This window comes from Geodermatophilus sp. URMC 64, from assembly GCF_053502555.1.
In genome coordinates this window covers 415,141-435,771 of the sequence record NZ_CP199955.1, presented here as the reverse complement: position 1 = coordinate 435,771, position 20,631 = coordinate 415,141, and the positions used below count along the sequence as shown (strand labels likewise).

Annotated in this window: 23 protein-coding genes and 1 pseudogene; 17 read left to right on the top strand and 7 right to left on the bottom strand. The window is 74.4% G+C overall.

The annotated features are described in order from the left end of the window. The first annotated feature begins 158 nt into the window (after positions 1–158). The 5 genes and pseudogenes from ACWIYF_RS02105 (at position 159) to ACWIYF_RS02085 (ending at position 4,693) form a co-directional block, all read left to right on the top strand. Positions 159–1,565 carry an ABC transporter substrate-binding protein gene (locus tag ACWIYF_RS02105; protein ID WP_448626465.1) on the top strand — a complete coding sequence of 469 codons (1,407 nt, stop codon included), beginning with the start codon at positions 159–161 and terminating at the stop codon, positions 1,563–1,565. 8 nt (positions 1,566–1,573) lie between these two features. Then, complete coding sequence (locus ACWIYF_RS02100) at positions 1,574–2,551, top strand: carbohydrate ABC transporter permease (protein ID WP_448626464.1); 978 nt, start codon at positions 1,574–1,576, stop codon at positions 2,549–2,551. Then, positions 2,551–3,498: a carbohydrate ABC transporter permease gene (locus ACWIYF_RS02095; protein ID WP_448626463.1), complete on the top strand. Its 948-nt coding sequence runs from the start codon at positions 2,551–2,553 to the stop codon at positions 3,496–3,498. Before ACWIYF_RS02100 ends, ACWIYF_RS02095 begins: the two co-directional genes overlap by 1 nt. Before the next feature lie 4 nt (positions 3,499–3,502). Continuing rightward, positions 3,503–3,637 (top strand): annotated as a pseudogene (locus ACWIYF_RS02090) (helix-turn-helix domain-containing protein); the annotation flags it as partial. A 51-nt stretch (positions 3,638–3,688) separates the two neighbouring features. Beyond that, a complete protein-coding gene (locus ACWIYF_RS02085) occupies positions 3,689–4,693 on the top strand; it encodes an ROK family protein (protein WP_448626462.1) in 1,005 nt (334 codons plus the stop codon). Here the strand turns inward: ACWIYF_RS02085 and ACWIYF_RS02080 are convergent. Then, positions 4,690–5,673, bottom strand: a complete 984-nt coding sequence (locus tag ACWIYF_RS02080; RefSeq protein ID WP_448626461.1) for a Gfo/Idh/MocA family protein — start codon at positions 5,671–5,673, stop codon at positions 4,690–4,692. The two genes, ACWIYF_RS02085 and ACWIYF_RS02080, sit on opposite strands and share 4 nt — an antisense overlap. A 55-nt stretch (positions 5,674–5,728) precedes the next feature. Further along, positions 5,729–7,006: an acyl-CoA dehydrogenase family protein gene (locus ACWIYF_RS02075; RefSeq protein WP_448626460.1), complete on the bottom strand. Its 1,278-nt coding sequence runs from the start codon at positions 7,004–7,006 to the stop codon at positions 5,729–5,731. 136 nt (positions 7,007–7,142) lie between these two features. On the opposite strand from ACWIYF_RS02075, the gene ACWIYF_RS02070 reads away from it, so the two are divergent. After that, positions 7,143–7,919 (top strand): DeoR/GlpR family DNA-binding transcription regulator, encoded by a 777-nt coding sequence (locus tag ACWIYF_RS02070; RefSeq protein ID WP_448626459.1) that lies wholly within the window; start codon positions 7,143–7,145, stop codon positions 7,917–7,919. After that, positions 7,916–8,290: a DUF4406 domain-containing protein gene (locus tag ACWIYF_RS02065; RefSeq protein ID WP_448626458.1), complete on the top strand. Its 375-nt coding sequence runs from the start codon at positions 7,916–7,918 to the stop codon at positions 8,288–8,290. Before ACWIYF_RS02070 ends, ACWIYF_RS02065 begins: the two co-directional genes overlap by 4 nt. A gap of 52 nt (positions 8,291–8,342) precedes the next feature. Here the strand turns inward: ACWIYF_RS02065 and ACWIYF_RS02060 are convergent, their stop codons facing one another. Then, positions 8,343–10,319: an acetoacetate--CoA ligase gene (locus tag ACWIYF_RS02060; RefSeq protein ID WP_448626457.1), complete on the bottom strand. Its 1,977-nt coding sequence runs from the start codon at positions 10,317–10,319 to the stop codon at positions 8,343–8,345. A 70-nt stretch (positions 10,320–10,389) separates the two neighbouring features. On the opposite strand from ACWIYF_RS02060, the gene ACWIYF_RS02055 reads away from it, so the two are divergent. Next, on the top strand, positions 10,390–10,794 hold the full coding sequence (locus tag ACWIYF_RS02055; protein WP_448626456.1) for a DUF2237 family protein: 405 nt from the start codon (positions 10,390–10,392) through the stop codon (positions 10,792–10,794). A 28-nt stretch (positions 10,795–10,822) separates the two neighbouring features. Beyond that, positions 10,823–11,314: a glutathione peroxidase gene (locus ACWIYF_RS02050; protein WP_448626455.1), complete on the top strand. Its 492-nt coding sequence runs from the start codon at positions 10,823–10,825 to the stop codon at positions 11,312–11,314. A 20-nt stretch (positions 11,315–11,334) separates the two neighbouring features. Here ACWIYF_RS02050 and map read toward each other — a convergent pair whose 3' ends face one another. Continuing rightward, entirely contained in the window at positions 11,335–12,105 is a 771-nt protein-coding gene (gene map / locus ACWIYF_RS02045) for a type I methionyl aminopeptidase (protein WP_448626454.1), read from the bottom strand. A gap of 52 nt (positions 12,106–12,157) precedes the next feature. Between map and ACWIYF_RS02040 the strand changes: the two genes are divergently transcribed. Further along, the gene (locus tag ACWIYF_RS02040) at positions 12,158–12,421 is read left to right on the top strand and encodes a helix-turn-helix domain-containing protein (RefSeq protein ID WP_448626453.1); all 264 of its coding nucleotides are present in this window, start codon (positions 12,158–12,160) and stop codon (positions 12,419–12,421) included. A gap of 52 nt (positions 12,422–12,473) precedes the next feature. Further along, the gene (locus ACWIYF_RS02035) at positions 12,474–13,430 is read left to right on the top strand and encodes a threonine dehydratase (RefSeq protein ID WP_448626452.1); all 957 of its coding nucleotides are present in this window, start codon (positions 12,474–12,476) and stop codon (positions 13,428–13,430) included. A gap of 63 nt (positions 13,431–13,493) precedes the next feature. Here the strand turns inward: ACWIYF_RS02035 and ACWIYF_RS02030 are convergent, their stop codons facing one another. Together ACWIYF_RS02030 and ACWIYF_RS02025 are read right to left on the bottom strand one after the other, a co-directional pair. Next, a complete protein-coding gene (locus ACWIYF_RS02030) occupies positions 13,494–14,456 on the bottom strand; it encodes an EamA family transporter (protein WP_448626451.1) in 963 nt (320 codons plus the stop codon). A gap of 43 nt (positions 14,457–14,499) precedes the next feature. Beyond that, entirely contained in the window at positions 14,500–14,952 is a 453-nt protein-coding gene (locus tag ACWIYF_RS02025) for an STAS domain-containing protein (protein WP_448626450.1), read from the bottom strand. A 159-nt stretch (positions 14,953–15,111) separates the two neighbouring features. Here ACWIYF_RS02025 and ACWIYF_RS02020 point away from each other — a divergent pair, with 159 nt between their 5' ends. The 5 genes from ACWIYF_RS02020 to ACWIYF_RS02000 all read left to right on the top strand — a co-directional run bounded on the left by ACWIYF_RS02020 (position 15,112) and on the right by ACWIYF_RS02000 (position 18,313). Further along, positions 15,112–15,681 (top strand): DUF5655 domain-containing protein, encoded by a 570-nt coding sequence (locus ACWIYF_RS02020; protein ID WP_448626449.1) that lies wholly within the window; start codon positions 15,112–15,114, stop codon positions 15,679–15,681. A gap of 3 nt (positions 15,682–15,684) precedes the next feature. Continuing rightward, positions 15,685–16,083, top strand: a complete 399-nt coding sequence (locus tag ACWIYF_RS02015; RefSeq protein ID WP_448626448.1) for a hypothetical protein — start codon at positions 15,685–15,687, stop codon at positions 16,081–16,083. Between the two features lie 22 nt (positions 16,084–16,105). After that, positions 16,106–16,894 carry a thioesterase family protein gene (locus ACWIYF_RS02010; RefSeq protein WP_448626447.1) on the top strand — a complete coding sequence of 263 codons (789 nt, stop codon included), beginning with the start codon at positions 16,106–16,108 and terminating at the stop codon, positions 16,892–16,894. 76 nt (positions 16,895–16,970) lie between these two features. After that, the gene (locus ACWIYF_RS02005) at positions 16,971–17,858 is read left to right on the top strand and encodes a mechanosensitive ion channel family protein (protein ID WP_448626446.1); all 888 of its coding nucleotides are present in this window, start codon (positions 16,971–16,973) and stop codon (positions 17,856–17,858) included. After that, positions 17,855–18,313 (top strand): hypothetical protein, encoded by a 459-nt coding sequence (locus tag ACWIYF_RS02000; protein ID WP_448626445.1) that lies wholly within the window; start codon positions 17,855–17,857, stop codon positions 18,311–18,313. The genes ACWIYF_RS02005 and ACWIYF_RS02000 overlap by 4 nt, the downstream gene beginning before the upstream one ends. Here ACWIYF_RS02000 and ACWIYF_RS01995 read toward each other — a convergent pair. Beyond that, entirely contained in the window at positions 18,306–19,337 is a 1,032-nt protein-coding gene (locus ACWIYF_RS01995; protein WP_448626444.1) for a zinc-dependent alcohol dehydrogenase family protein, read from the bottom strand. The genes ACWIYF_RS02000 and ACWIYF_RS01995 overlap by 8 nt on opposite strands. A gap of 88 nt (positions 19,338–19,425) precedes the next feature. Between ACWIYF_RS01995 and ACWIYF_RS01990 the strand changes: the two genes are divergently transcribed. Next, positions 19,426–20,631 carry a cysteine desulfurase-like protein gene (locus ACWIYF_RS01990; protein WP_448626443.1) on the top strand — a complete coding sequence of 402 codons (1,206 nt, stop codon included), beginning with the start codon at positions 19,426–19,428 and terminating at the stop codon, positions 20,629–20,631.

Below are 20,631 nucleotides of genomic sequence, written 5' to 3'. Positions count from 1 at the left end.
GAGTCATATCGGCCGGTTCGACCACCACTTTACGCCGAGTTGACAGACATAAATGGGCCGCGTACCGACATAACCCAACTGTGACCGGCAACCCCAGCGGTGGGCCGCTACTGTTCCGGAACGCGGCAAAGGAGCGGCCGACTCCGAGGAGATGCCTGATGAGCGCGTTGCAGCGACGGGTCCGGGCGGCGGTGGCGGTGATCGGCGCGTCGACACTGATCGCGGCCTGCGGATCGGACGACTCCGGCGGGGGCGGCGGCGGGGACGGCGACGGCGCGCTCGTCGTCTGGACGCTGGAGAACCTCCCCGACCGGGTCGCCGCCCAGGAGCAGATCGCCGCGGAGTTCACCAAGGAGAGCGGCATCGACGTCGACCTGGTCGCCATCGACGAGAACCAGTTCAACCAGCTGCTCACCTCGTCGGCCGCCGCCGGCGAGCTGCCCGACGTCGTGGGTGCCCTGCCGCTGTCGGGCGTGCAGGCGCTGGCGGCCAACGAGCTCATCGACTCGGACACCGCCGCCGCGGTGGTCGACGAGCTGGGCGCCGACACCTTCTCCGAGCGGGCGCTCGAGCTCACCCGTGACGGCGACACGCAGCTGGCCGTGCCCAGCGACGGGTGGGCCCAGCTGCTGGTCTACCGCAAGGACCTCTTCGACGCCGCGGGGCTGGCCGCACCCGACACCTACGACGCCATCCTGGCCGCGGCGCAGGCGCTGGACAGCCCGGAGGTGGCCGGCTTCACCGGGGCCACGGTGCCCAACGACGCCTTCACCGAGCAGACGTTCGAGCACATCGCCCTGGGCAACGGCTGCCAGATGGTGAACGACGACGGCGAGATCACGATCGCCAGCGACCAGTGCGTGGCCGCATTCGACTTCTACAACCAGCTGATCACCCAGTACTCGGTGTCGGGCGCACAGGACGTCGACACGACCCGCGCCGCCTACTTCGCGGGGCAGGCGGCCATGGTGGTCTGGTCGTCGTTCATCCTCGACGAGATGGCCGGCCTGCGGAACGACGCCCTGCCGACCTGCCCGGAGTGCGGGGCGGACCCGGCGTTCCTGGCCAAGAACAGCGGCGTGGTGACCGCGATCGCCGGCCCGGACGGCGACGAGGGCGCGCAGTTCGGCGAGGTCGTCTCCTGGGCCGTGACCGCCGACGCCCAGGCCGACGCCGCCCAGCAGTTCGTCACCTACATGATGTCGGACGGGTACGAGGACTGGATCGGCTTCTCGCCGGAGGGCAAGGTGCCGACCCGCCAGGGCACCGCCGACGAGCCGACCCGCTACATCGACGCGTGGTCCACGCTCCCCGCGGGCGTGGACACCAAGGCCCCGCTGGCCGACTTCTACTCGGCCGACGTCCTCGACGCCCTGAAGTCCAGCCCGGACACCATCTCGCCGTGGGGCATCCCCCAGGGGCAGGGCGCCCTGGTCGGGGCCGCCCTCGGGGAGCTCCCGGTGCCGCAGGCGATCGCGGCGATGACCGGGGACGAGGTCAGCCCGGAGGAGGCGGCTCAACAGGCGGCCGACGCCCTGCAGGAGATCGCCGACTCACTGGACTGAGGCGACAGATGACCGGTAGCGACAGCGGGCTGGCCGGCGGCCCGGTCGTGCCCGTGGGGGCACCGTCCGGCGACCGCCCGCGGGGCAGCCGGTTCCGGGGGGGCCACCAGTGGCGGGAGTCGCGGTTCGGGCTGGCGCTGATCTCGCCGACCGTCGTCCTCGTCCTGGTGCTCGTGGTGCTGCCGATCCTGTGGACGGTGCTGCTCGCCTTCCAGGACCTGCGGCTCATCCGGCTGCGCACCGCGGGGCTGTTCGGCGACTACACGGTCGACAACTTCGTCGACGTGTTCACCTCCCCCGGGTTCTGGACCGCGCTGACCACCACGTTGATCTACGCGTGCGGGGGGACGGCGGCGGCGATCGGGCTGGGGCTGGTCGCGGCGCTCGCGCTGCGCCGTCCGTTCAAGGGACGCACGTTCGTCCGGGCGTCGATGCTGTTGCCCTACGTGGCACCGGTCGTGGCCGCCACGTTCGTGTGGGGCGTCATGCTCAACCCGCAGTTCGGCATCGTGAACGAACTCGGCACGGGCCTGCTCGGCTGGGACGAGCCGATCGCGTTCCTGTCCGAGCGGCCGTGGGCGCTGCTCACGGTCATCGTCTTCGAGATGTGGCGCTCGTTCCCGTTCGCCTTCCTCTTCCTGACCGCCCGCCTGCAGGCGGCACCGGTCACGCTGGAGGAGGCCGCCCGGGTCGACGGCGCGACGCCGACGCAGGTGTTCCGCCACGTCGTCTGGCCCCAGCTGCTGCCGACGATCGCGGTGCTGGCGCTGCTGCGCTTCATCTGGACGTTCAACAACTTCGACGACATCTACCTGCTGACCGGCGGCGGCGCCGGCACCGAGGTGATCAGCGTGCGGGTGTTCGACTACCTGGTCAGCCGCGGCGACATCGGGGCCGCGTCGGCGCAGGCGCTGGTCCTGGCCGTGATCCTGATGGTGCTGGTCACCGTCTACTACCGGTTCGCGGCCAAGGACGAGGTGGCGTGATGGCCGGCGTCGCGACGGTCCCGGCCGACTCGGCCACCGCCTCCGCCGACCGACCGACGCGCCCGCCGGAGGGGCGGACCTGGTCGCGCTACCGGGTCGAGACGCGCGTGTTCGGCGTCCTGCGGTGGGTCGTGATCGTGGGGCTGATGCTGTTCACGCTCTTCCCCTTCTACTACATGGCGCTGCTCTCCTTCCGGGACCTGAGCGCGCTCGTGCAGAACCCCGACCGGCTGTGGCCGGCGCTCTCGGAGCTCACGGCCAGCACCTACCGCGACGTGCTGGCGTCCACCGACTCCGGCGGGCAGGGGTTCCTGCAGTTCATGGCCAACAGCGGGCTGATCGCGCTGGGCACGGTCGCGGTCACGCTCGCCTTCGCCATCCTCGGCGCGTACGCGATCGCCCGGCTGCAGTTCCCCGGGCGGCGCAAGGTCAGCGTGCTGTTCCTCGCGGTCTACCTCTTCCCCGCGATCCTGCTGGCCGTGCCGCTGTTCGTTTTCTTCACCCGCATCGGGCTGCGCGGCAACCTGGGCGCGCTGGTGCTGGTCTACGTGTCCCAGACGGTGGCGGTCGCCATCTACACGCTCCGGAACTACTTCCAGACCGTGCCGGCCAGCATCGAGGAAGCGGCGGCCGTGGACGGCGCCAGCCGGTTCACGATCATGAGGAAGATCACGATCCCGCTGGCCATGCCGGCGATCCTGTCCAACGCGCTCTTCGTCTTCATGATCGCGTGGAACGAGTTCCTGTTCGCGCTGCTGTTCCTGGTCGAGAATCGGCCTCGCTGGACGGTCTCGCTGGGGCTGTCCCAGCTGGCCGGCAGCATCGAGATCCCGACCACGGTGCTCATGGCCGGCTCGGTGATCCTGACGCTGCCGATCGTGGTCCTATTCTTCGCCAGTGAGCGTCTGCTCACCGGCGGCCTGACCGCCGGGGCGGAGAAGGGGTGACGAACTGGGCGAGCGCGCCGGGCAGCTGCTCGATCTGATCCGCCGCGGGCGGGCCCGCACCCGCGGGGACCTGATCGAGCTCACCGGGCTGTCGCGCTCCACCGTCGCCGCCCGCGTCGACCTGCTGGTCGAGGCCGGGTACCTGCGCGAGTCCGGGCGGGAGGCGTCGGTCCGGGGCCGCCCGGCGCAGGTGCTCAGCCTCGACGGCTCCGGCGGCGTGGTGCTCGCCGCCGACCTCGGCGCCGCGCACGCGACCGTGGCCGTCTGCGACCTGGCCGGGCAGCCGCTGGCGGAGACCTTCCACGACGACCTGCGGCTGGCCGACGGGCCCGATCCGGTGCTGAAGTGGATGGAGCAGCGCTGGGGCGAGATGCTGGCCGACGCCGGGGTGGACCCGAGCCGGATCCTCGGCATCGGCGTGAGCGTGCCCGGGCCGGTCGACGTGGCCACCGGGCGGGTGGTGCAGCACACCGCCGTCATGCCGGGCTGGCAGGACTACCCCATCCGCGACCACCTCGAGCGGCAGTTCGAGGTGACCTGCGTGGTGGACAACGACGCCAACGCCATGGCCTTCGGCGAGTTCCACACCGAGTGGCCGGCCGCCTCGCCGCTGCTGTTCGTGAAGGTCGCGACCGGCATCGGTGCCGGCATGGTGGTCGACGGCGCCGTGCTGCGCGGCGCGGACAGCGGCGAGGGCGACATCGGGCACGTCCGGATCACCAGCGCCGAGGACGGCCCGCTGTGCGTCTGCGGGGCCCGCGGGTGCCTGGCGGCGTCGGCGAGCGGGCGGGCGCTGGCCCGCCGGCTCCGCGAGCTGGGCGTGGACGCGCCGGACAGCCGGTCGGTGGTCCAGTTGGCGCTCACCGGCCACGCCGAGGCCACCCGGCTCGTGCGCGAGGCCGGCCTGATGATCGGCGACGTCCTGGCGACGGCGGTGAGCCTGCTCAACCCACGCATCCTGGCGCTCGGCGGCGACCTGGCGCTGGTGCAGGACCACTTCGTCGGCGCCGTCCGGGAGCGGCTCTACCAGCGCACCCAGCCGCAGGCGGCGCGCGGGCTGCGGGTGGTCGCCAGCAGCCTCGGGGACCGCGCGGGCGTGGTCGGGGCGGCGCGCTCCGCCCTCGAGGAGGTGCTGTCGGCCGAGGCGGTCGACCGCGCGCTCGCCGTCCGGGCGCAGCCGGTGGGCCGGTCCTAGCCCCGCTCGACCGGAACCCGCGCGCCCGACCGCGCGGACTCCAGGGCCGCGAGGGCCACGGCGAGCGAGGCCACGCCGTCCTCCCCGGTGGCGGTGGGACGGCCCTCGCCGCGGACCGCCGCCTCGAAGGCGGCGATCGTGGCGACCCCGACGGGCGGTGCCTCCGGGAGCGCCACCGGCTCCTCCCCGGACGGGGTCCGCAGGATCAGCCCCGAGGGCCGGCCGGGCTGCCGCCAGGCGCGCAGCGCGGCCTCCGACCCGAACACCTCCAGCGTGCTGTCGCCGTGCGGGGTGTCGAAGGAGCAGAGGAACGTGGCCAGCAGGCCGGCCGCCGTCGTCAGCACCCCGGCCAGACGGGTCTCCGCCGCGCCGCCGGCCGGTTGGGCACCGGCCTGGACGGCGACGACGTCGTCGGCCAGGACGAACCGCAGCGTGTCCGCGTCGTGGACCAGCAGGTCGAGGGCCACGCCGCCGCCCGCCTCCCCGCGCAGCCGCCAGCGGCGCAGCTGCTCCGGCAGCAGGACGGCGGTGGCGGTCCGGGCGGCGAGCGGGGTGCCGAGGACGCCGGCCTGGACGACGTCCCGGGCGGCGTGCAGCGCGGGGTCGTTGCGCCGGCCGTGGTTGGTCGCGAGCACCACTCCGGCGCGGTCGGCGGCGTCGACCATGGCGCGGGCGTCGGCCAGGCTCAGGGCCAGCGGCTTCTCGCACAGGACGTGCCGGCCGGCCGCCGCGGCGGCGATCGCCTCCTCGGCGTGCCGGTCGTTGGTCGTGCTGACGTAGACGGCGTCCACCTCGGGATCGGCCAGCAGCGCGGGCAGCGTGTCGTAGGCGCGGTCGATCCCGTGCGCCCGGGCGTAGGCGGCGCCGCGCTCCGCCGACCGGCTGTGGACGGCGACGACGCGGCTGCCGGCCTGAGCGCGGATGCCGGGGATGATCGACCCCGCGGCGATGTCGCTGGCGCCGATCAGCCCCCACCGCACGCGCCGACGCTAACGGAGGAGATCCGTGCGGGTGACGCGCACGGATCTCCTCCGCTCACGACAGCGGGCTGCGGGGCAGCAGGCGGTCGCTGATGATCCGCTTCTGGATCTCGCTGGTGCCCTCGAAGATCGTGGTCAGCCGGGCGTCCCGCCAGTGCCGCTCGACCTGCCGCTCCGTGGTGTAGCCGTTGCCGCCGTGCAGCTGCATCGCCTGGTTGGTCACCCTCACCGCCATCTCGGTCGCCTCGAGCTTGACCATCGAGGCCTCCCGCTCGCACGGCATCCCGAGATCGAGCAGGTGGGCGACCTGCCGGTAGAAAGCGCGGGACTGCTCGATCTGGGCGGCCATCTCGGCGACGGCGAAGCGCAGCGCCTGGAAGTCGCCGATCGGGTGGCCGAACTGCTCGCGCTCCTGCAGGTACAGGATCGAGTCCTCCAGCGCCGCGCGGGCCAGGCCGACGGCGCGGGCCGCGGTGTGCACGCGCGCGGTGTTGAGGAACTTCTGCGCCTCGGCGAAGCCGGCCCGCTTGGCCGCCTCCCCCTCCTCGTCGCTGGCCTCGTCCTTCGCGGCATTGGCCTCGTCGATGACGTTGTCCTTGGGGATGCGCACGCCGTCGAAGGTCAGGTCCCAGGTGAGGAAGCCGTGGTAGCCGACCTTGTCGATCGGATAGCCGGTCAGCCCCTCGGGGAACTGGCCGCGCTCCTTCTCCAGCAGCAGGTTCACCAGGCCCTTCGAGCGGGACTCCCCCGGCTCCAGGTCGCGCTCCCGCACGAGCACCTGGATGAAGTCGGCCGCCTTGGCGTTGCCGCACCAGCGCTTGCGCCCGGTGACCACCCACTCGTCGCCGTCGAGGACGGCGCGGGTGGAGACGCCGGCCAGGTCGGAGCCGGCGTCGGGTTCGGACAGCGCGATCGCCCCGATCCACTCGCCGCGGGCGCTGCGGGCCAGCAGCTCGGTGCGGCGCGCGTCGTCGGCCACCGCCGTCCCCAGGCCCTGCGAGCGGGCCAGGATGCTGGCGGTGCTCATCCAGGCGCGGGCGAGCTCCTCGCTGACCATGCAGTACTCGAAGACCCCGAGCCCGAGGCCCCCGTGCTCGGCCGGCACGGTGAGGCCGAAGTAGCCGAGCTCGGCCAGCCGGGCCAGCAAGGACGCCGGGATCTCGCCCTTCCGCGGGTCGAGCTCGTTGGCGACCGGCAGCACCTCGTCCATCGCGAACCGGCGGGCCTGCTCCTGCAGCTTCTCGCGCTCGGGCGTGTGCCACGGCGGCAGCAGGACCGGCGGTTGCGGCTGCCAGGTCTCGTCCGTGGAGGTCCTCTGGTCCGTCGAGGTCATGGCCTCGTCCTCCTCGCTGAAGACGTGATCGCCTCCGCCGGTTCCCCGGGCGGAGCCGGCTCACCCGGAATCGTGATCGACGCCATCGGATGACGCGTTCTTCACAGATCTATCAACAGTCTGTGAGAATCGCGCCGTGGCCGTGGCGCAGCGACTGGACGTCACGCTGCGGCTGGTGCGCAACGCCGGGACGACGACGCTGGGCGACCTGGCCGGCCGGCTGGGCGTGAGCGAGATGACCGTCCGCCGCGACCTCGATGAACTGCAGCGCCGCGGCCTGGTGCGGCGCATCCGCGGCGGGGCGACCGCGATCGAGAAGCCGGAGAACGGGTTCGCCGCGCGTGCCGGCTGGCAGGCGGGGCTCAAGGACCGGATCGGGCGGGCGGCGGCCGCGCTCGTCGAGCCGGGCTCGACCGTGCTGCTCGACGCCGGCACGACGACGGTCCACGTCGCCCGTGCGCTGGTCGACCGTGCCCCGCTCACCGTGGCCGCGCTGAGCCTGCCGGTCGCCGAGGCGCTGGCCGACCAGCCGGGGATCCGGCTCCTCGTCGTCGGCGGTGAGGTGCGGCCGGGCGAGCGCAGCCTGGCCGGTCCGGTCACCGCGGCGGTGCTGGGGTCGCTGAGTTTCGACGTGTTCGTGATGTCGATCGGCGGGATCACCCCGGGCGGCTGGTCCGAGTTCACCCTGGACGACGCGGCCGTCAAGCAGGCCGGCCTGCGGCAGGCGGCGGGCACCCTGGTCGTCGCCGACGCCTCGAAGCTCGGCGTGCGGGCCTTCGCGCGGGTCGCCGAGCTCGGCGCGGTGGAGCGCCTGGTCACCGACGCCAGCGCCCGCGACCCCCGCCTCACCCCCGCGGCGCAGGACAGCCTCGCCGCCCTGGAAGCAGCGGACGTGGAGGTCACCTGCGCATGAGCCTGATGATCCTGGTCGCCGGCCCCTACCGGAGCGGCACCGGCGACGACCCGGAGAAGATCGCGGCCAACCACCGCCGCATCCAGGAGGCCTGCCTGGCGCTGTTCAGGGCCGGCCACCTGGCCGTCAACGGCGAGGACCTGGCCCTGCCGCTGGCCGGGCTCGCCGGGTCCACCCGGGTCGGGGACGCCGCGTTCGACGAGGTCTTCCACCCGATGGGCCGCCGGCTGGTCGCGCGCTGCGACGCGGTGCTGAGGCTGCCCGGCGCATCGGCCGGCTCCGACGAGATGGTCTCGCTGGCCCGGGCCCGCGGCGCCGCCGTCTACACCGACCTCGCCGACGTGCCCCCGGCGGCCGCTGTGAGCCGATGATCATCGGCAGGTGGCTGCCCGACACGCCGCGGGGGCAGCCAGATGCCGATGATCAACGAGGAGATGACCCGCGCTCCTTCGCCATCTGCACGAAGGTGTCGACCAGCGAGGCGTCGTCCACCGCGCCGGGGTTGACCGCCTTCGCCGGGTCCACGCCCTGGAAGAGCCGCTTGAGCGGCACCTCCAGCCGCTTGCCGGTGCGGGTGTGCGGCACCCCGGGGACGGCGATCACCTCGTCGGGCACGTGCCGCGGGCTGGCCGTCGTCCGGATGGCCTGCTTGATCTCGCCGACCAGCTCGTCGGTCAGCTCCTCCCCCGGCGCGAGCTGCACGAACAGCGGCATCCAGTAGCCGCCGTCCGGCAGCTCGACGCCGAGGACGACGCAGTCGACGACGGCGGGGATCGACTCGACGGCGGCGTAGATGTCCGCCGTCCCCATGCGCACGCCGCCGCGGTTGAGCGTGGAGTCCGACCGGCCGGTGATCAGGCACGTGCCGCGGTCGGTGATCTCCAGCCAGTCGCCGTGCCGCCAGACCCCCGGCCACGGCTCGAAGTAGGCCTCCCGGTAGCGGCTGCCGTCGGGGTCGTTCCAGAAGGACAGCGGCATCGACGGCATCGGCTCGGTGATCACCAGCTCGCCCAGCTCGCCGACGACCGGCCGGCCCTCCTCGTCCCAGGACGCGGCCGCGACGCCGAGGTTGGGCCGCTGCAGTTCCCCGACCGTGACCGGCAGCAGCGGGCAGGTGCCGATGAAGCCGCTCGCGACGTCCGTGCCGCCGGACAGCGAGCCGAGCAGGACGTCGCGCTTCACCGCGTCGTAGACCCAGCGGAACGCGGCCGACGGCAGCGGCGAGCCGGTCGAGCCGATGGCCCGCAGCGCCGAGAGGTCGTACGTGTCCCCCGGGCGGATCCCGGCCTTCTCGCAGGCGGACAGGTAGCCGGCGCTCGTGCCGAGGTAGGTCATGCCGGTGCGCTCGGCGAGCGCGAACTGCGCGTCGGTGGACGGGTAGGCCGGGGCGCCGTCGTAGACGACGACGGTGACGCCGGACAGCAGCGCCGACGTCGAGATGTTCCACATGATCCAGGCGGTGGAGCTGTACCAGAACAGCCGGTCGCCGGGAGAGAGATCCATGTGCAGGACGCCGGACTTCACCTGCTCCAGGACGACGCCGCCGTGCCCGTGCAGGATCCCTTTCGGCAGTCCCGTGGTGCCGGAGGAGTAGACGATCCACAGCGGGTGGTCGAACGGCACCGGCTCGAAGACCGGCTCCTGCGGCTCGGCGACGGCCTCGGCCCACGGCAGCGCGCCGTCGGGCACCTCGTCCGGGTACAGCCGGGGGACGGCGATCGTCGTCCGCACGGTGGGCAGGGCCTCCCGCAGCTGCGCGACGACGTCGCGGCGGCCGTAGTCCTTGCCGTTGAACCGGTAGCCGTCGACGGCGACGAGGACGACGGGCTCGATCTGGGCGAACCGGTCGAGGACGGCGCGGGTGCCGAAGTCGGGCGCGCAGGAGGACCACACCGCGCCGATCGAGGCCGCGCCGAGGAAGGCGACCACCGCCTCCGGCACGTTGGGCAGGTAGCCGGCCACCCGGTCGCCGGCCCGGACGCCGAGCCGGCGCAGGGTCGCGGCGAACGCGCCGACCTGCCCGCGCAGCTGCGACCACGACACCTCGACCGGCTCGGTGTCCTCGGCGACGACGACCAGCGCCGGGTGCTCGTCGCCCCACTGCAGCGCCCGCTCGGCGTAGTTCAGCGTCGTCCCCGGGAACCACTCGGCGCCGGGCATCTCGCGGCGGGTCAGCACGCGGTCGTCCGGGACGCCGGGCAGCACGCCGGTCCACTCGGCGACGTCGGCCCAGAACTGGTCCAGGTGCTCGACCGACCAGCGCCACAGCGCGTCGTAGTCCGGCGGGTCGCCGAAATCCAGGCCGCGGCGCTCGCCCACCCAGCGGGCGAAGGCGGCGACGCGGGTCGCGCGGGCGGAGTCGGGGGTCGGCGCCCAGAGCACCTCGGGGGTGTCGCTCACGACCGCACGATGCCATCCTGTGAGCCCCTCGACCACGGCGCCGTGCCCGCGCCGACCTCCTGGAGCGCCCGTGTCCGCCGACCAGCCGGAGCAGACGAACATCCTGGGCGGGCCGCTGCAGCCGTGCGGCACCGAACCGCTGACCGGCTTCTACCGCGACGGGCTGTGCGCGAGCGGGCCGGAGGACTTCGGCAGTCACACCGTCTGCACGGTGGTCTCGGCGGAGTTCCTCGAGCTGCAGCGCGAGCTGGGCAACGACCTCACCACGCCGCGGCCGGAGTTCGCCTTCCCGGGGCTGCGGCCCGGGGACCGGTGGTGCGTGGTCGCGGCCCGCTGGCTGCAGGCCTACCAGGCCGGGGTGGCCGCCGGCGTCGTCCTGGCCGCCACCAACGCCCGCGCGCTGGAGGTCGTGCCGCTCGAGGCGCTGCGCCAGCACGCCGTCGACGTGCCGGACGACGTGAGCAGCCTGGAATGAACACCCGCCCCGCGGCCTTGGGCGGGGCATGAGCGACCTTCTGGACCTGCCGGTGCGGACCCTCCAGGGCGAGGACACCACGCTGCGCACGCTGACCGGCGGCGGGGCCGCCCTGGTGGTCAACGTCGCGAGCAAGTGCGGCCTGACGCCGCAGTACACGCAGCTCGAGGCGCTGCACGAGGAGTACGCCGGGCGCGGGCTGACCGTCGTGGGCTTCCCGTGCAACCAGTTCATGGGCCAGGAGCCGGGCACGGCCGAGGAGATCGCCGAGTTCTGCTCGGCCACCTACGGCGTCACCTTCCCGCTGACCGAGAAGATCGAGGTCAACGGCGACGGCGCGCACCCGGTCTACCAGCGGCTGACCGCCGCGCCCGACGCGCAGGGCGAGGCCGGCGACGTCCAGTGGAACTTCGAGAAGTTCCTGGTCGCGCCGGACGGCGACGTGGTCGCCCGCTTCCGGCCGCGGACCCAGCCCGACTCGGCCGAGGTCCGGACGGCGATCGAGTCCGTCCTCAGCTGAGCCCTCCGCGGCCGGTGCGGTCACGCGGGCGCGGTGAGGATCCGCGGGCCGTCCGCGGTGACGGCGACCGTGTGCTCGACGTGCGCCGCCCGGCTGCCGTCGCCCGTGCGGATGCTCCAGCCGTCGTCGTCGATCCAGCTGACGTCGCCGCCGCCGGCCATGAACCAGGGCTCGATCGCGATCACCAGACCCGGCTTCAGCGGCAGTCCGCGCCCGGCGCGCCCCTCGTTGGGCACGGACGGCTCCTCGTGCATGCGCCGGCCGACCCCGTGCCCGCCGTGGGTCGTGTCGATGCCGCACCCGGCGGCCCGGCCCACACCGCCGATGGCCGCGGAGACGTCCCCGAGCCGGCCACCGGGCACGGCCGCGGCGATGCCGGCCTGCAGGGCCCGCTCCGTGGTCGCGACGAGCGCGGCGTCCTCCGGGCGGGCAGGGCCGACGGTCAGCGAGATCGCCGCGTCGCCCACCCACCCGTCGACGCTCGCGCCGGCGTCGACGCTGAGCAGGTCGCCGTCGGCGAGCCGCCGGCCGGTCGGGATGCCGTGCAGCGCGACGTCGTTCACCGACGTGCAGATGACGCCCGGATAGGGCGGCATGGAGCGGTGCGGCTGGTAGTGCAGGAACGGGGCTCCCGCGTGGGCGTCCGCGAGGACGTCGCGAGCCACCTCGTCCAACTCGCGCAGCCGCACGCCGGGGGCGACGGCAGCCCGCACGGCAGCGAGCATCCGGGCGACGACCTCGCCGGCCGCCCGCATGGCCTCGATCTCACCCGGCGTCCGCAGCTCGACCACGGCTCCTCCTCCCGACGTCCGGTATTCCTATCCCGGTATTAATATCCCACCCATGGTGCGACCACCGCTGACGGCTGCCGAACGCGAGCGCGGACGCCGACTCGGGGCGCTGATCCGTGCCGCGCGCGGCGATCGCCCGCCCGCCGAGGTCTCCGCGCTGTCGGGCGTCAGCCTCGAGGCGCTGCGCAAGATCGAGACCGGCCGGGTGCCGACGCCGGCGTTCTTCACCGTCGCCGCGCTGGCCCGCGCCCTCGACGTCCCCCTGGCGCGCTTCGCAGAGCTGGACCAGCCGGCCGAGGACACCCTGGCGTCGTAGGCGGCCCACTCGGGGACAGGAAGCGCCCGTGGGAGGTGTCTAGGCTCGCCCGGTGATCACGCGCGCCGACCTCGACGCCGCCGTGCGCATCGTGCGTCCCCACGTGCCGGTGACGCCGGCGTACCGCTGGCCGCTGCTGGAGAAGGTCACCGGCACACCGACCTGGGTCAAGCAGGAGAACGCCACTCCGACCGGCGCGTTCAAGGTGCGCGGCGGCCTGGTCTACGTGTCCCGGCTGGTCGAGGCCGAGGACTCCGTGCGCGGCCTGATCTCGGCCACGCGCGGCAACCACGGCCAGTCGCTGGCCTACGCCGGACGCGCGCACGGCATCCCGGTCACGATCGTGGTGCCCGAGGGCAACAGCCCGGACAAGAACGCCGCGATGGAGGGGTTCGGCGCCGAGCTGATCGTGCACGGGCGCGACTTCCAGGAGGCACGCGAGCACGCGGTCCGGCTCGCCGAGGAGCACGAGTTGCACATGGTGCCGTCGTTCCACCGCGACCTGGTCGCCGGCGTCGCGACCTACGCCGCCGAACTGCACGAGCAGGCTCCCGACCTCGACGTGGTCTACGTACCGGTCGGCCAGGGCTCCGGGCTGTGCGCGAACATCGCCGTCCGCGACCTGCTCGACCGCCGCACCGACGTCGTCGCTGTCGGTGCCGAGGGCGCCCCCGCACACGCCCTGTCCTTCCGAGCCCGCCGCCCGGTCACCACCCCCGAGGCCGACACCTTCGTCGACGGCGTCGCCACCCGCGTACCCGACGAGGACGCCGTCGAGGTGATGGTCCGCGGAGCAGCCCGGTTCGTGCAGGTCGGCGACGCACTGACCGAGCGGGCCATGCGGATCCTGTGGCAGACCACGCACCAGATGCCCGAGCCGGCCGGCGCGATCGCGCTCGCGGGCCTGCTGGCGGACGCCGCACGCCCCGCCGGTGCGGTGGCGGCGGCGATCATGACCGGCGGCAACTGCGATCGGGAACTCGTCCAGCGCGTCGTCGCCGAGGGATAGCAACGCCCCCCTGCCTGCCGCGGACCGGCCGAGCCCTCTCATGCGGCGAGGGCAGCCCGGCCGCTAGGAGCTCAGGGGCGCCGGAGTCTCGGGCAGCGGGGAGGGCGCCGCCGTCCGCGCCGTCTGGGCCAGCAGGATCCCGACGAGGACGACGACCCCGCCGAGCACCTGCCAGCCGGTGAGCACCTGCCCCAGCCACAGCCAGGCGACGACCGACGCGAACACCGGCTCGATGGTGGCCACGAGTCCGGCCGCGGTCGGCGAGAGGTGCCGGAGCGCGGCGATCGACAGCCAGAACGGCACGATCGCCCCGAGGACGACGATCCACCCCACCAGCGCCCACAGCGGCAGCTCCAGCGCAGCGAGGGACACGGGCACGCGCTCGGCCAGCACCGCCGCGTCGAACTGCCACCAGGGCGCCGCGACCGCCCAGAACACCGCGGCCGCCACGAAGCTCCAGCAGGTGAGCGCGACCGGGTCGCGGCTCACGGTGCCCCGCTCCCCCATCAGGTAGTACGCGGCCAGGCAGACCGCGGCGGCCAGCGCGGCGCCCACCCCCACCGGGTCCAGCGAGCCGCCGCCCTGCCAGACCTGCGCGACGAAGACCAGCCCTGACAGCGAGAGCAGCAGGGCCACCCACAGCCGGCGCCGGACCTTCTCGTGCCGCACCAGCCACACGTAGAGCGCGATCAGCACCGGCCCGGTCATCTCGAAGACCAGCGCGATGCCGACCGGCAGCCGGCCGATCGCCACGTAGTAGAGGTACTGGGTCAGCGCGACGCCGACGACGCCGAAGACGGCGAGGAACGGCACGTCGCGCCAGGCCAGCCGCAGCCGGCCGGGCGCGGCGACCGCCAGGGCGGCGAGCAGGCCGAGCGCGGCGCCGGTGCAGCGCAGCGCGGTCAGCCGCGGCGCGGCGATGCCGGCCTGCAGCGCGAGCGTCGAGACGGTGCCGTTGACGGAGAAGAGGACCGCGGCGAGGACGGTGAGCGCGTATCCGACGACCGGGCGCGGGACGCGGGTCACCGCACCAACGTAGTCCCCGAACTGCGGGACGCCGCCTACAGGGTCAGAAGAGGGCGAGCTCCTGGGTCGGGCCCGGCTCGGCCGGGCTGTCGCCCTCGCGGAACACCCGGTGCAGGCCGGTCAGCTCGAAGACCCGCCACACCGAGGGCTGGGCGCCGCGCAGCCGCAGGTCGATGCCGCGCTGCTGGCACCACCGGCGCAGCCCGAGCAGCGCGGAGAGGCCGGCCGAGGCGATCGAGGGGACGCCGGCGAGGTCGAGCTCGAGCACGCTGCAGCCGGCCAGCGAGCGGCCGGCGACGAAGGCCTCCAGGTGCGGGGCGGTCAGGGCGTCGATCTCGCCGGACACCTGGATCACGATGCGCGCGGCGGCCGACTCCGCCGCGAGCTCCAGCGGCGGCGGGGGCGCCGGAACCGGGTGCGAGACCCACCAGGGGCGGCGGCTGCTGGGCGCGCGCACCAGCCGACGGGATGTGTCCCACTCGTGCGACAGGACCATGGCGCGCTCCCCCGAGACTCGTCCGCGCACGACGATACGGAGAGTGCCGCACCGAACACAAGAGTTTCGGCACGGTCCCGTCTGAATCTTAGTGTCTCAACCCAGCAGGCCGTCAACCCTCGCGGCGGCCGGCCGGTCCGCGGCGGCTAGCGTCGGGGCATGCCGGGTCCCGACGACATGATGAGCGCGGTCACCGAGTCGATGGCCGAGCGCACCGGACGGACGCTGGACGAGTGGGTCGAGATGGTCCGCGGGTCCGGCGTCGACCCGCTCGACCAGAACGCCGTCCGCCGGTGGCTCAAGGACGTCCACGGCGTGAAGCAGAACAGCCAGTGGACGATCGCCGACGCCGCCGCGCGGGCGGCCGGCTGGCAGCGGCCCACCGTCGAGGAGTACGTCGACTCGCAGTTGTCCGGCGCCAAGGCCGGCCTGCGGCCGGTGTTCGACGCCGTCCGCGCGGTCGCCGAGGGCCTCGGGGACGACGTCGCCCTCGAGGGCCGCGGCACCTACACGCCGTTCGTGCGCCGGCGCCAGTTCGCGGCCGCGGCCGCGGCGACGTCGTCCCGGCTCGACCTGGGGCTGCGCTTCGTCGACCCGCCGGCCAGCGCCCGCCTGCAGCCGGCCAAGGCGCCCGGGCAGGCCACCCACAAGATCGCGCTCACGACGGTGGACGACGTCGACGACGAGGTGGGCGCCCTCCTGCGCGCCGCCTACGAGCAGAACGGCTGAACCGTGGCCTGGCCCCCCGGCCCGGGTGGCGAGCCGTCCCCCCGGCGCTGGTCGCGGCGGCGGATCCGCCTGCTGCTGTGGCTGGGGGCCGGCGCGGTGCTCACCGCGGTCGGCGCGCTGACCCTGCCCGACGAGCTGGGCGTGACCTCCGGGTTCGTCGCCGCCCTCTGCGCCCTGCTGCTCGTCGCGGCGACGGTCGTGTTCATCGCGATCCCCGGCCCCGACACCTTCGCCGCCCTGCTGCGCATGCCGCCGCTGGCCGGCTCCGTCCTGGTCGTCGCCGTCCTCCTGGCGCTGTCCAACGCCGGGGAGTCGCTGCGCTGGCTGTGGATCCTCGCCGCCGCGGCCGCGGCGGGCTGGACGGCGTTCGCGGTCTGGGAGAACCGCCGGTCAGGGGGCTGAGCCGCCCCGGCAGACTGCGGGCATGGACCTGCCCGCCGCCCTGTACGTCCCCACGGACGACGGCTACCTGGCCACCGCGCTGACCATCGGGCCCTGGGACCCCGGCCACCAGCACGCCGGGCCGCCGGCCGCGCTGCTGCTGCACGAGGCGGAGCGGTGCAGCGGCATCGAGGGCGGGCAGACCGTCCGGATGGCGTTCGACATCTTCGGGCCGGTGCCGGTCGGGCCGATGCGGGTGCGGGCGTCGGTCGTGCGGCCGGGCCGGCGGATCGAGCTGGTCGAGGCCACGCTGGACGCCGGGGACGAGCGGCCGCTCATGCGGCTGTCGACCTGGCGGATGCGGGTCCGGGCCGACGCCCCCGGCGGGGTCTCCGCCGCGCCGCTGGCCATCGCCGGGCCGGACGAGAGCAAGCCCGAGACGGCGGGCTTCTTCACCCAGGAGGTCGCCTACCACCGGGCGCTGGACTGGCGCTTCGCGTCGGGCACCTTCAACGCGCCCGGGCCGGCCGCGGCCTGGACCCGGCCCCTGTGCGACCTGGTCGAGGGCGAGCCGATCACCCCGCTGCAGCACCTGCTGGTGATGGCCGACGCGGCCAGCGGCATCTCCACCGAGCTGGACTGGACGACGACCGGCTTCGCCAACGTCGACCTCTCGATCGCGCTGCACCGCCCGCCGGCCGGGGACTGGCTCGGCATGGACGCGCGGACCGTCCTCGGCGGGCTCGGCGCGGCGCAGTGCTTCGCCGACCTCTACGACACCCGGGGCCGGATCGGCCGCTCGACGCAGTCGCTGTTCGTCGAACCCCGCTGAACCCCGCTGGACCCCCGGTCGGGGGAACCCCGGTGGCGGCTCCCCGGGCCGGTCGGGAAGGGTGGACGCCGAGGAGGTGAGGGCGATCGAGCCGTTGATCGAACTGCGCGACTGGCTGGCCAGCCGCGGGCTCGAGGTCGTCCTCATCGTCCTCGGCTCGATCCTGCTGGCCCGCTTCGCCCAGTGGGTGGGCGGCCGGATCACCGAGCGCATCGACGCCCGCGCGACCGGCGGCGACGCGCTGGTGCGCTCGGAGGCGGCCAAGCACCGGCACTCGCTGACCCAGGTGCTCACCTGGGTCACGGTCGTGCTCATCTACTCGATCGCGGTGTTCTTCGTGCTCCAGACGCTGGGCGTCCCGATCACCGGCCTGGTGGCGCCCGCGACCGTCCTCGGCGTGGGCCTCGGCTTCGGCGCCCAGCGCATCGTCGGCGACATCCTCGCCGGCTTCTTCATCATCACCGAGCGCCAGTACGGCTTCGGGGACGTCGTCGCCATCGCCGTCACCGGCGCCTCCGAGGCGGCCACGGGCACGGTCGAGGACGTCACGCTGCGGATCACCCGGGTGCGCTCCCCGAACGGCGAGGTCGTCACCGTGCCGAACGGCGCGATCGCCAAGGTCGTGAACCTCTCCCGCGACTGGGCCCGGGCGGTCATCGACGTGCCGGTGCCCACCAGCGCGGACGTCAACCGCGTCCAGGCGATCCTGCGCGAGGTGGGCGACGAGGCCTACCGCGATCCGGCCCTGTCGAAGCTGCTGCTCGACGCGCCCAGCGTCATGGGCGTGGAGAGCCTCGACATCGACCAGGTCAACGTGCGGGTGGTGGCCCGCACCCTGCCCGGCAAGCAGTTCGAGGTCGGCCGCGACCTGCGCGCCCGGATCGTGCTCCACTTCCGCCGCCAGGGGCTGAGCCTGCCGCCGCAGTCCGAGGACGGCGAGGCACCGACGGAGGCGTGGCGGTGACGACGCCTCGGGAGGAGCAGCCGCAGGAGTCGGTGCCGGCGACGCCCGCGGTGAGCACGGCCCCGCCCCGCGCGCGCTGGCGGTTCGGCAACGTGCCCTCGCACGTGGGCCCCGCCCGCACGTCGACCGTCGTCCTCGCCGTCCTCTTCGTCGGGTTGTTCACGCTGTGGCTGTTCGTCCGGCCCCCGGACCCGGCCCAGCAGCCGACCGCCGGCACGCCCGCCGCCACGACGACGGCCCCGGTTCCGCAGCAGGCCCCGCCGGCCACCGAGGCGCCGACGACGCAGCCGCCGACGACGGAGGCGCCCGCGACCACGACGGAGAAGACCACCCCGCCGGAGGAGACCGCCCCGCCTCCGACGACGCCGACGTCGTCGGAGGCGCCGTCGTCCACCGGGACGACGGCGGCGACGGTGAGCATCCCCCCGACCAGCGCCACCGCCCCGGTCAGCTGAAGACCGTCACGACGGCGATGCCGGGGCTCGACCCGAGCGCGGCCAGCGCGGCGCCCGCGTCATCCAGCCCGAGCTCGCGGGTGACCAGCACCTCGGGGTGCAGCCGGCCGGCGGCGATCAGCCCCAGCAGCTCCGGATAGGCGTGCGCGGCCATGCCGTGGCTGCCGAGCAGCGCCAGCTCGAGGGCGATCACCCGCTCCATCGGCACCTCGGGGCGGCCCTGGGCCGGCGGCAGCAGGCCCACCTGCACGTGCCGGCCGCGCGGGCGCAGGCTGCGCACCGAGTTCGTGCAGGTGACCGCCGCGCCCAGGGTGTCCAGGGAGACGTGCGCGCCGCCGCCGGTCAGGTCGGCGACGGCGGCCGGGACGTCGCTGTCGCCGTCCACCGTCTCCTCCGCGCCCATCGCGCGGGCCAGCGCGAGCGCCTCCGGAGCGACGTCGACGGCGACCACGCGGGCACCGGCCGCGGCCGCGATCTGCACCGCCGAGAGCCCGACCCCACCGCAGCCGTGGACGGCGACCCACTCCCCCGCCCGCACCCCGGCCACGCGCACCACGGCGCGGAACGCGGTGGCGTACCGGCAGCCGAGCGTGGCGGCGGTGCTCATCGGCAGCTCGTCGGGGAGCGCGACGAGGTTGACGTCGGCGGCGTCGAGGGCGACGAACTCGGCCAGCGACCCCCAGTGCGTGAAGCCGGGCTGGGTCTGCCGCACGCACACCTGGTGCTCCCCGGCCGCGCACTGCGCGCAGCGGCCGCAGGCGTTCACGAACGGCACGGTCACCCGGTCGCCGACCGACCAGCGCCGCACTCGCGCGCCGACGGCGGCCACGGTGCCCGCCAGCTCGTGCCCCGGCACGTGCGGCAGGACGACGTCCGGGTCGTGGCCCTGCCAGGCGTGCCAGTCGCTGCGGCAGATCCCGCTGGCCGCCACTCGCACGACGACGCCGTCCGGGGCCGGGTCGGGGGCGGGCACGTCGCGGACGGTCAGCGGACCACCGAAGGACTCGAAGTACAGCGCGCGCACGGGCCCCAGCCTGCCCGGTGGCCATCCAGGCACAGGAACCCATGCATGCGTTTCCGGCCCCGGAACGCGCGTATAGGTTCCTATGCCTATGAGCAGCTACGACGTCGCCTCGGTGCGCGCGGCCTTCCCGGCGCTGCGCGCGGGCACCGCCCACTTCGACGGGCCCGGCGGCACCCAGGTGCCCGAGCCGGTCGCCCGAGCCGTCGCGGACACGCTCACCTCGCCGATGGCCAACCGCGGCCGGGTCACGCAGGCCGAGCGGAACGCCGACGACGTCGTCCTGGGCGCGCGGGCGGCGCTGGCCGACCTGCTCGACGCCGACCCCGGCGGGATCGTGTTCGGCCGCAGCGCGACGGCGCTGACCATGGACCTCGCGCGGACCCTGGCCGCCGGCTGGGGCCCGGGCGACGAGGTCGTGGTCACCCGCCTCGACCACGACGCCAACGTCCGGCCGTGGGTGCTCGCCGCCGAGGCCGCCGGCGCGACCGTGCGGTGGCTGCCGTTCGACCCGGCCACCGGCGAGCTCGACGACGTCGGCACCGTGCTGTCCGACCGAACGAGGCTGGTCGCCGTCACCGGCGCGTCGAACCTGATCGGCACCCGGCCGCCGCTGGAGCAGATCGCGGCCGCGGTCCACGACGCCGGCGCGCTGCTCGCCGTCGACGGCGTGCACCTGACCGCGCACGTCCCGGTGGACGTCGCCGCGTTCGGCGCCGACTTCTACACCTGCTCGCCGTACAAGTTCCTCGGCCCGCACTGCGGCGCGCTCGCCGCCCGGCCGGCGGTCCTCGAGCGGCTCCGGCCGGCCAAGCTGCTGCCGTCGACCGACGCCGTCCCCGAGCGGTTCGAACTCGGCACGCTGCCGTACGAGCTGCTGGCCGGCACCACCGCCGCCGTCGACTTCCTCGCCGGGCTCGCGCCGGGTGCGGCCGACGGCAGGCGGGCCCGGCTGGTCGCCTCCCTGACCGCGCTCGAGGAGCACGAGGACGCGCTGCTGGCCCGGCTGGAGGCCGGCATCGCGGAGCTGCCCGGCGTCACCGTGTGGTCGCGGGCCGCCCGCCGCACGCCCACGGTGCTGCTCACGTTCGACGGCCGGGACGCCGCCGACGCCTACCGGTTCCTCGCCGGGCGCGGGGTGAACGCACCGGCCGGCAACTTCTACGCGATCGAGGCCAGCCGCTGGCTGGGCCTGGGCGACGGCGGTGGCCTCCGGGCGGGACTCGCCCCCTACACCGACGAGGACGACGTCGACCGGCTGCTCACCGGCCTCGCCGACTTCCTGCGGCCGCGCTGA

Coding starts and splice junctions, on each gene's coding strand:
- ACWIYF_RS02105 (WP_448626465.1), top strand. CDS start 159: ATGAGCGCGTTGCAGCGACGGGTCCGGGCGGCGGTGGCGGTGATCGGC.
- ACWIYF_RS02100 (WP_448626464.1), top strand. CDS start 1,574: ATGACCGGTAGCGACAGCGGGCTGGCCGGCGGCCCGGTCGTGCCCGTG.
- ACWIYF_RS02095 (WP_448626463.1), top strand. CDS start 2,551: ATGGCCGGCGTCGCGACGGTCCCGGCCGACTCGGCCACCGCCTCCGCC.
- ACWIYF_RS02075 (WP_448626460.1), bottom strand. CDS start 7,006: ATGACCTCGACGGACCAGAGGACCTCCACGGACGAGACCTGGCAGCCG.
- ACWIYF_RS02065 (WP_448626458.1), top strand. CDS start 7,916: ATGAGCCTGATGATCCTGGTCGCCGGCCCCTACCGGAGCGGCACCGGC.
- ACWIYF_RS02050 (WP_448626455.1), top strand. CDS start 10,823: ATGAGCGACCTTCTGGACCTGCCGGTGCGGACCCTCCAGGGCGAGGAC.
- ACWIYF_RS02040 (WP_448626453.1), top strand. CDS start 12,158: ATGGTGCGACCACCGCTGACGGCTGCCGAACGCGAGCGCGGACGCCGA.
- ACWIYF_RS02025 (WP_448626450.1), bottom strand. CDS start 14,952: ATGGTCCTGTCGCACGAGTGGGACACATCCCGTCGGCTGGTGCGCGCG.
- ACWIYF_RS02020 (WP_448626449.1), top strand. CDS start 15,112: ATGCCGGGTCCCGACGACATGATGAGCGCGGTCACCGAGTCGATGGCC.
- ACWIYF_RS02010 (WP_448626447.1), top strand. CDS start 16,106: ATGGACCTGCCCGCCGCCCTGTACGTCCCCACGGACGACGGCTACCTG.
- ACWIYF_RS01990 (WP_448626443.1), top strand. CDS start 19,426: ATGAGCAGCTACGACGTCGCCTCGGTGCGCGCGGCCTTCCCGGCGCTG.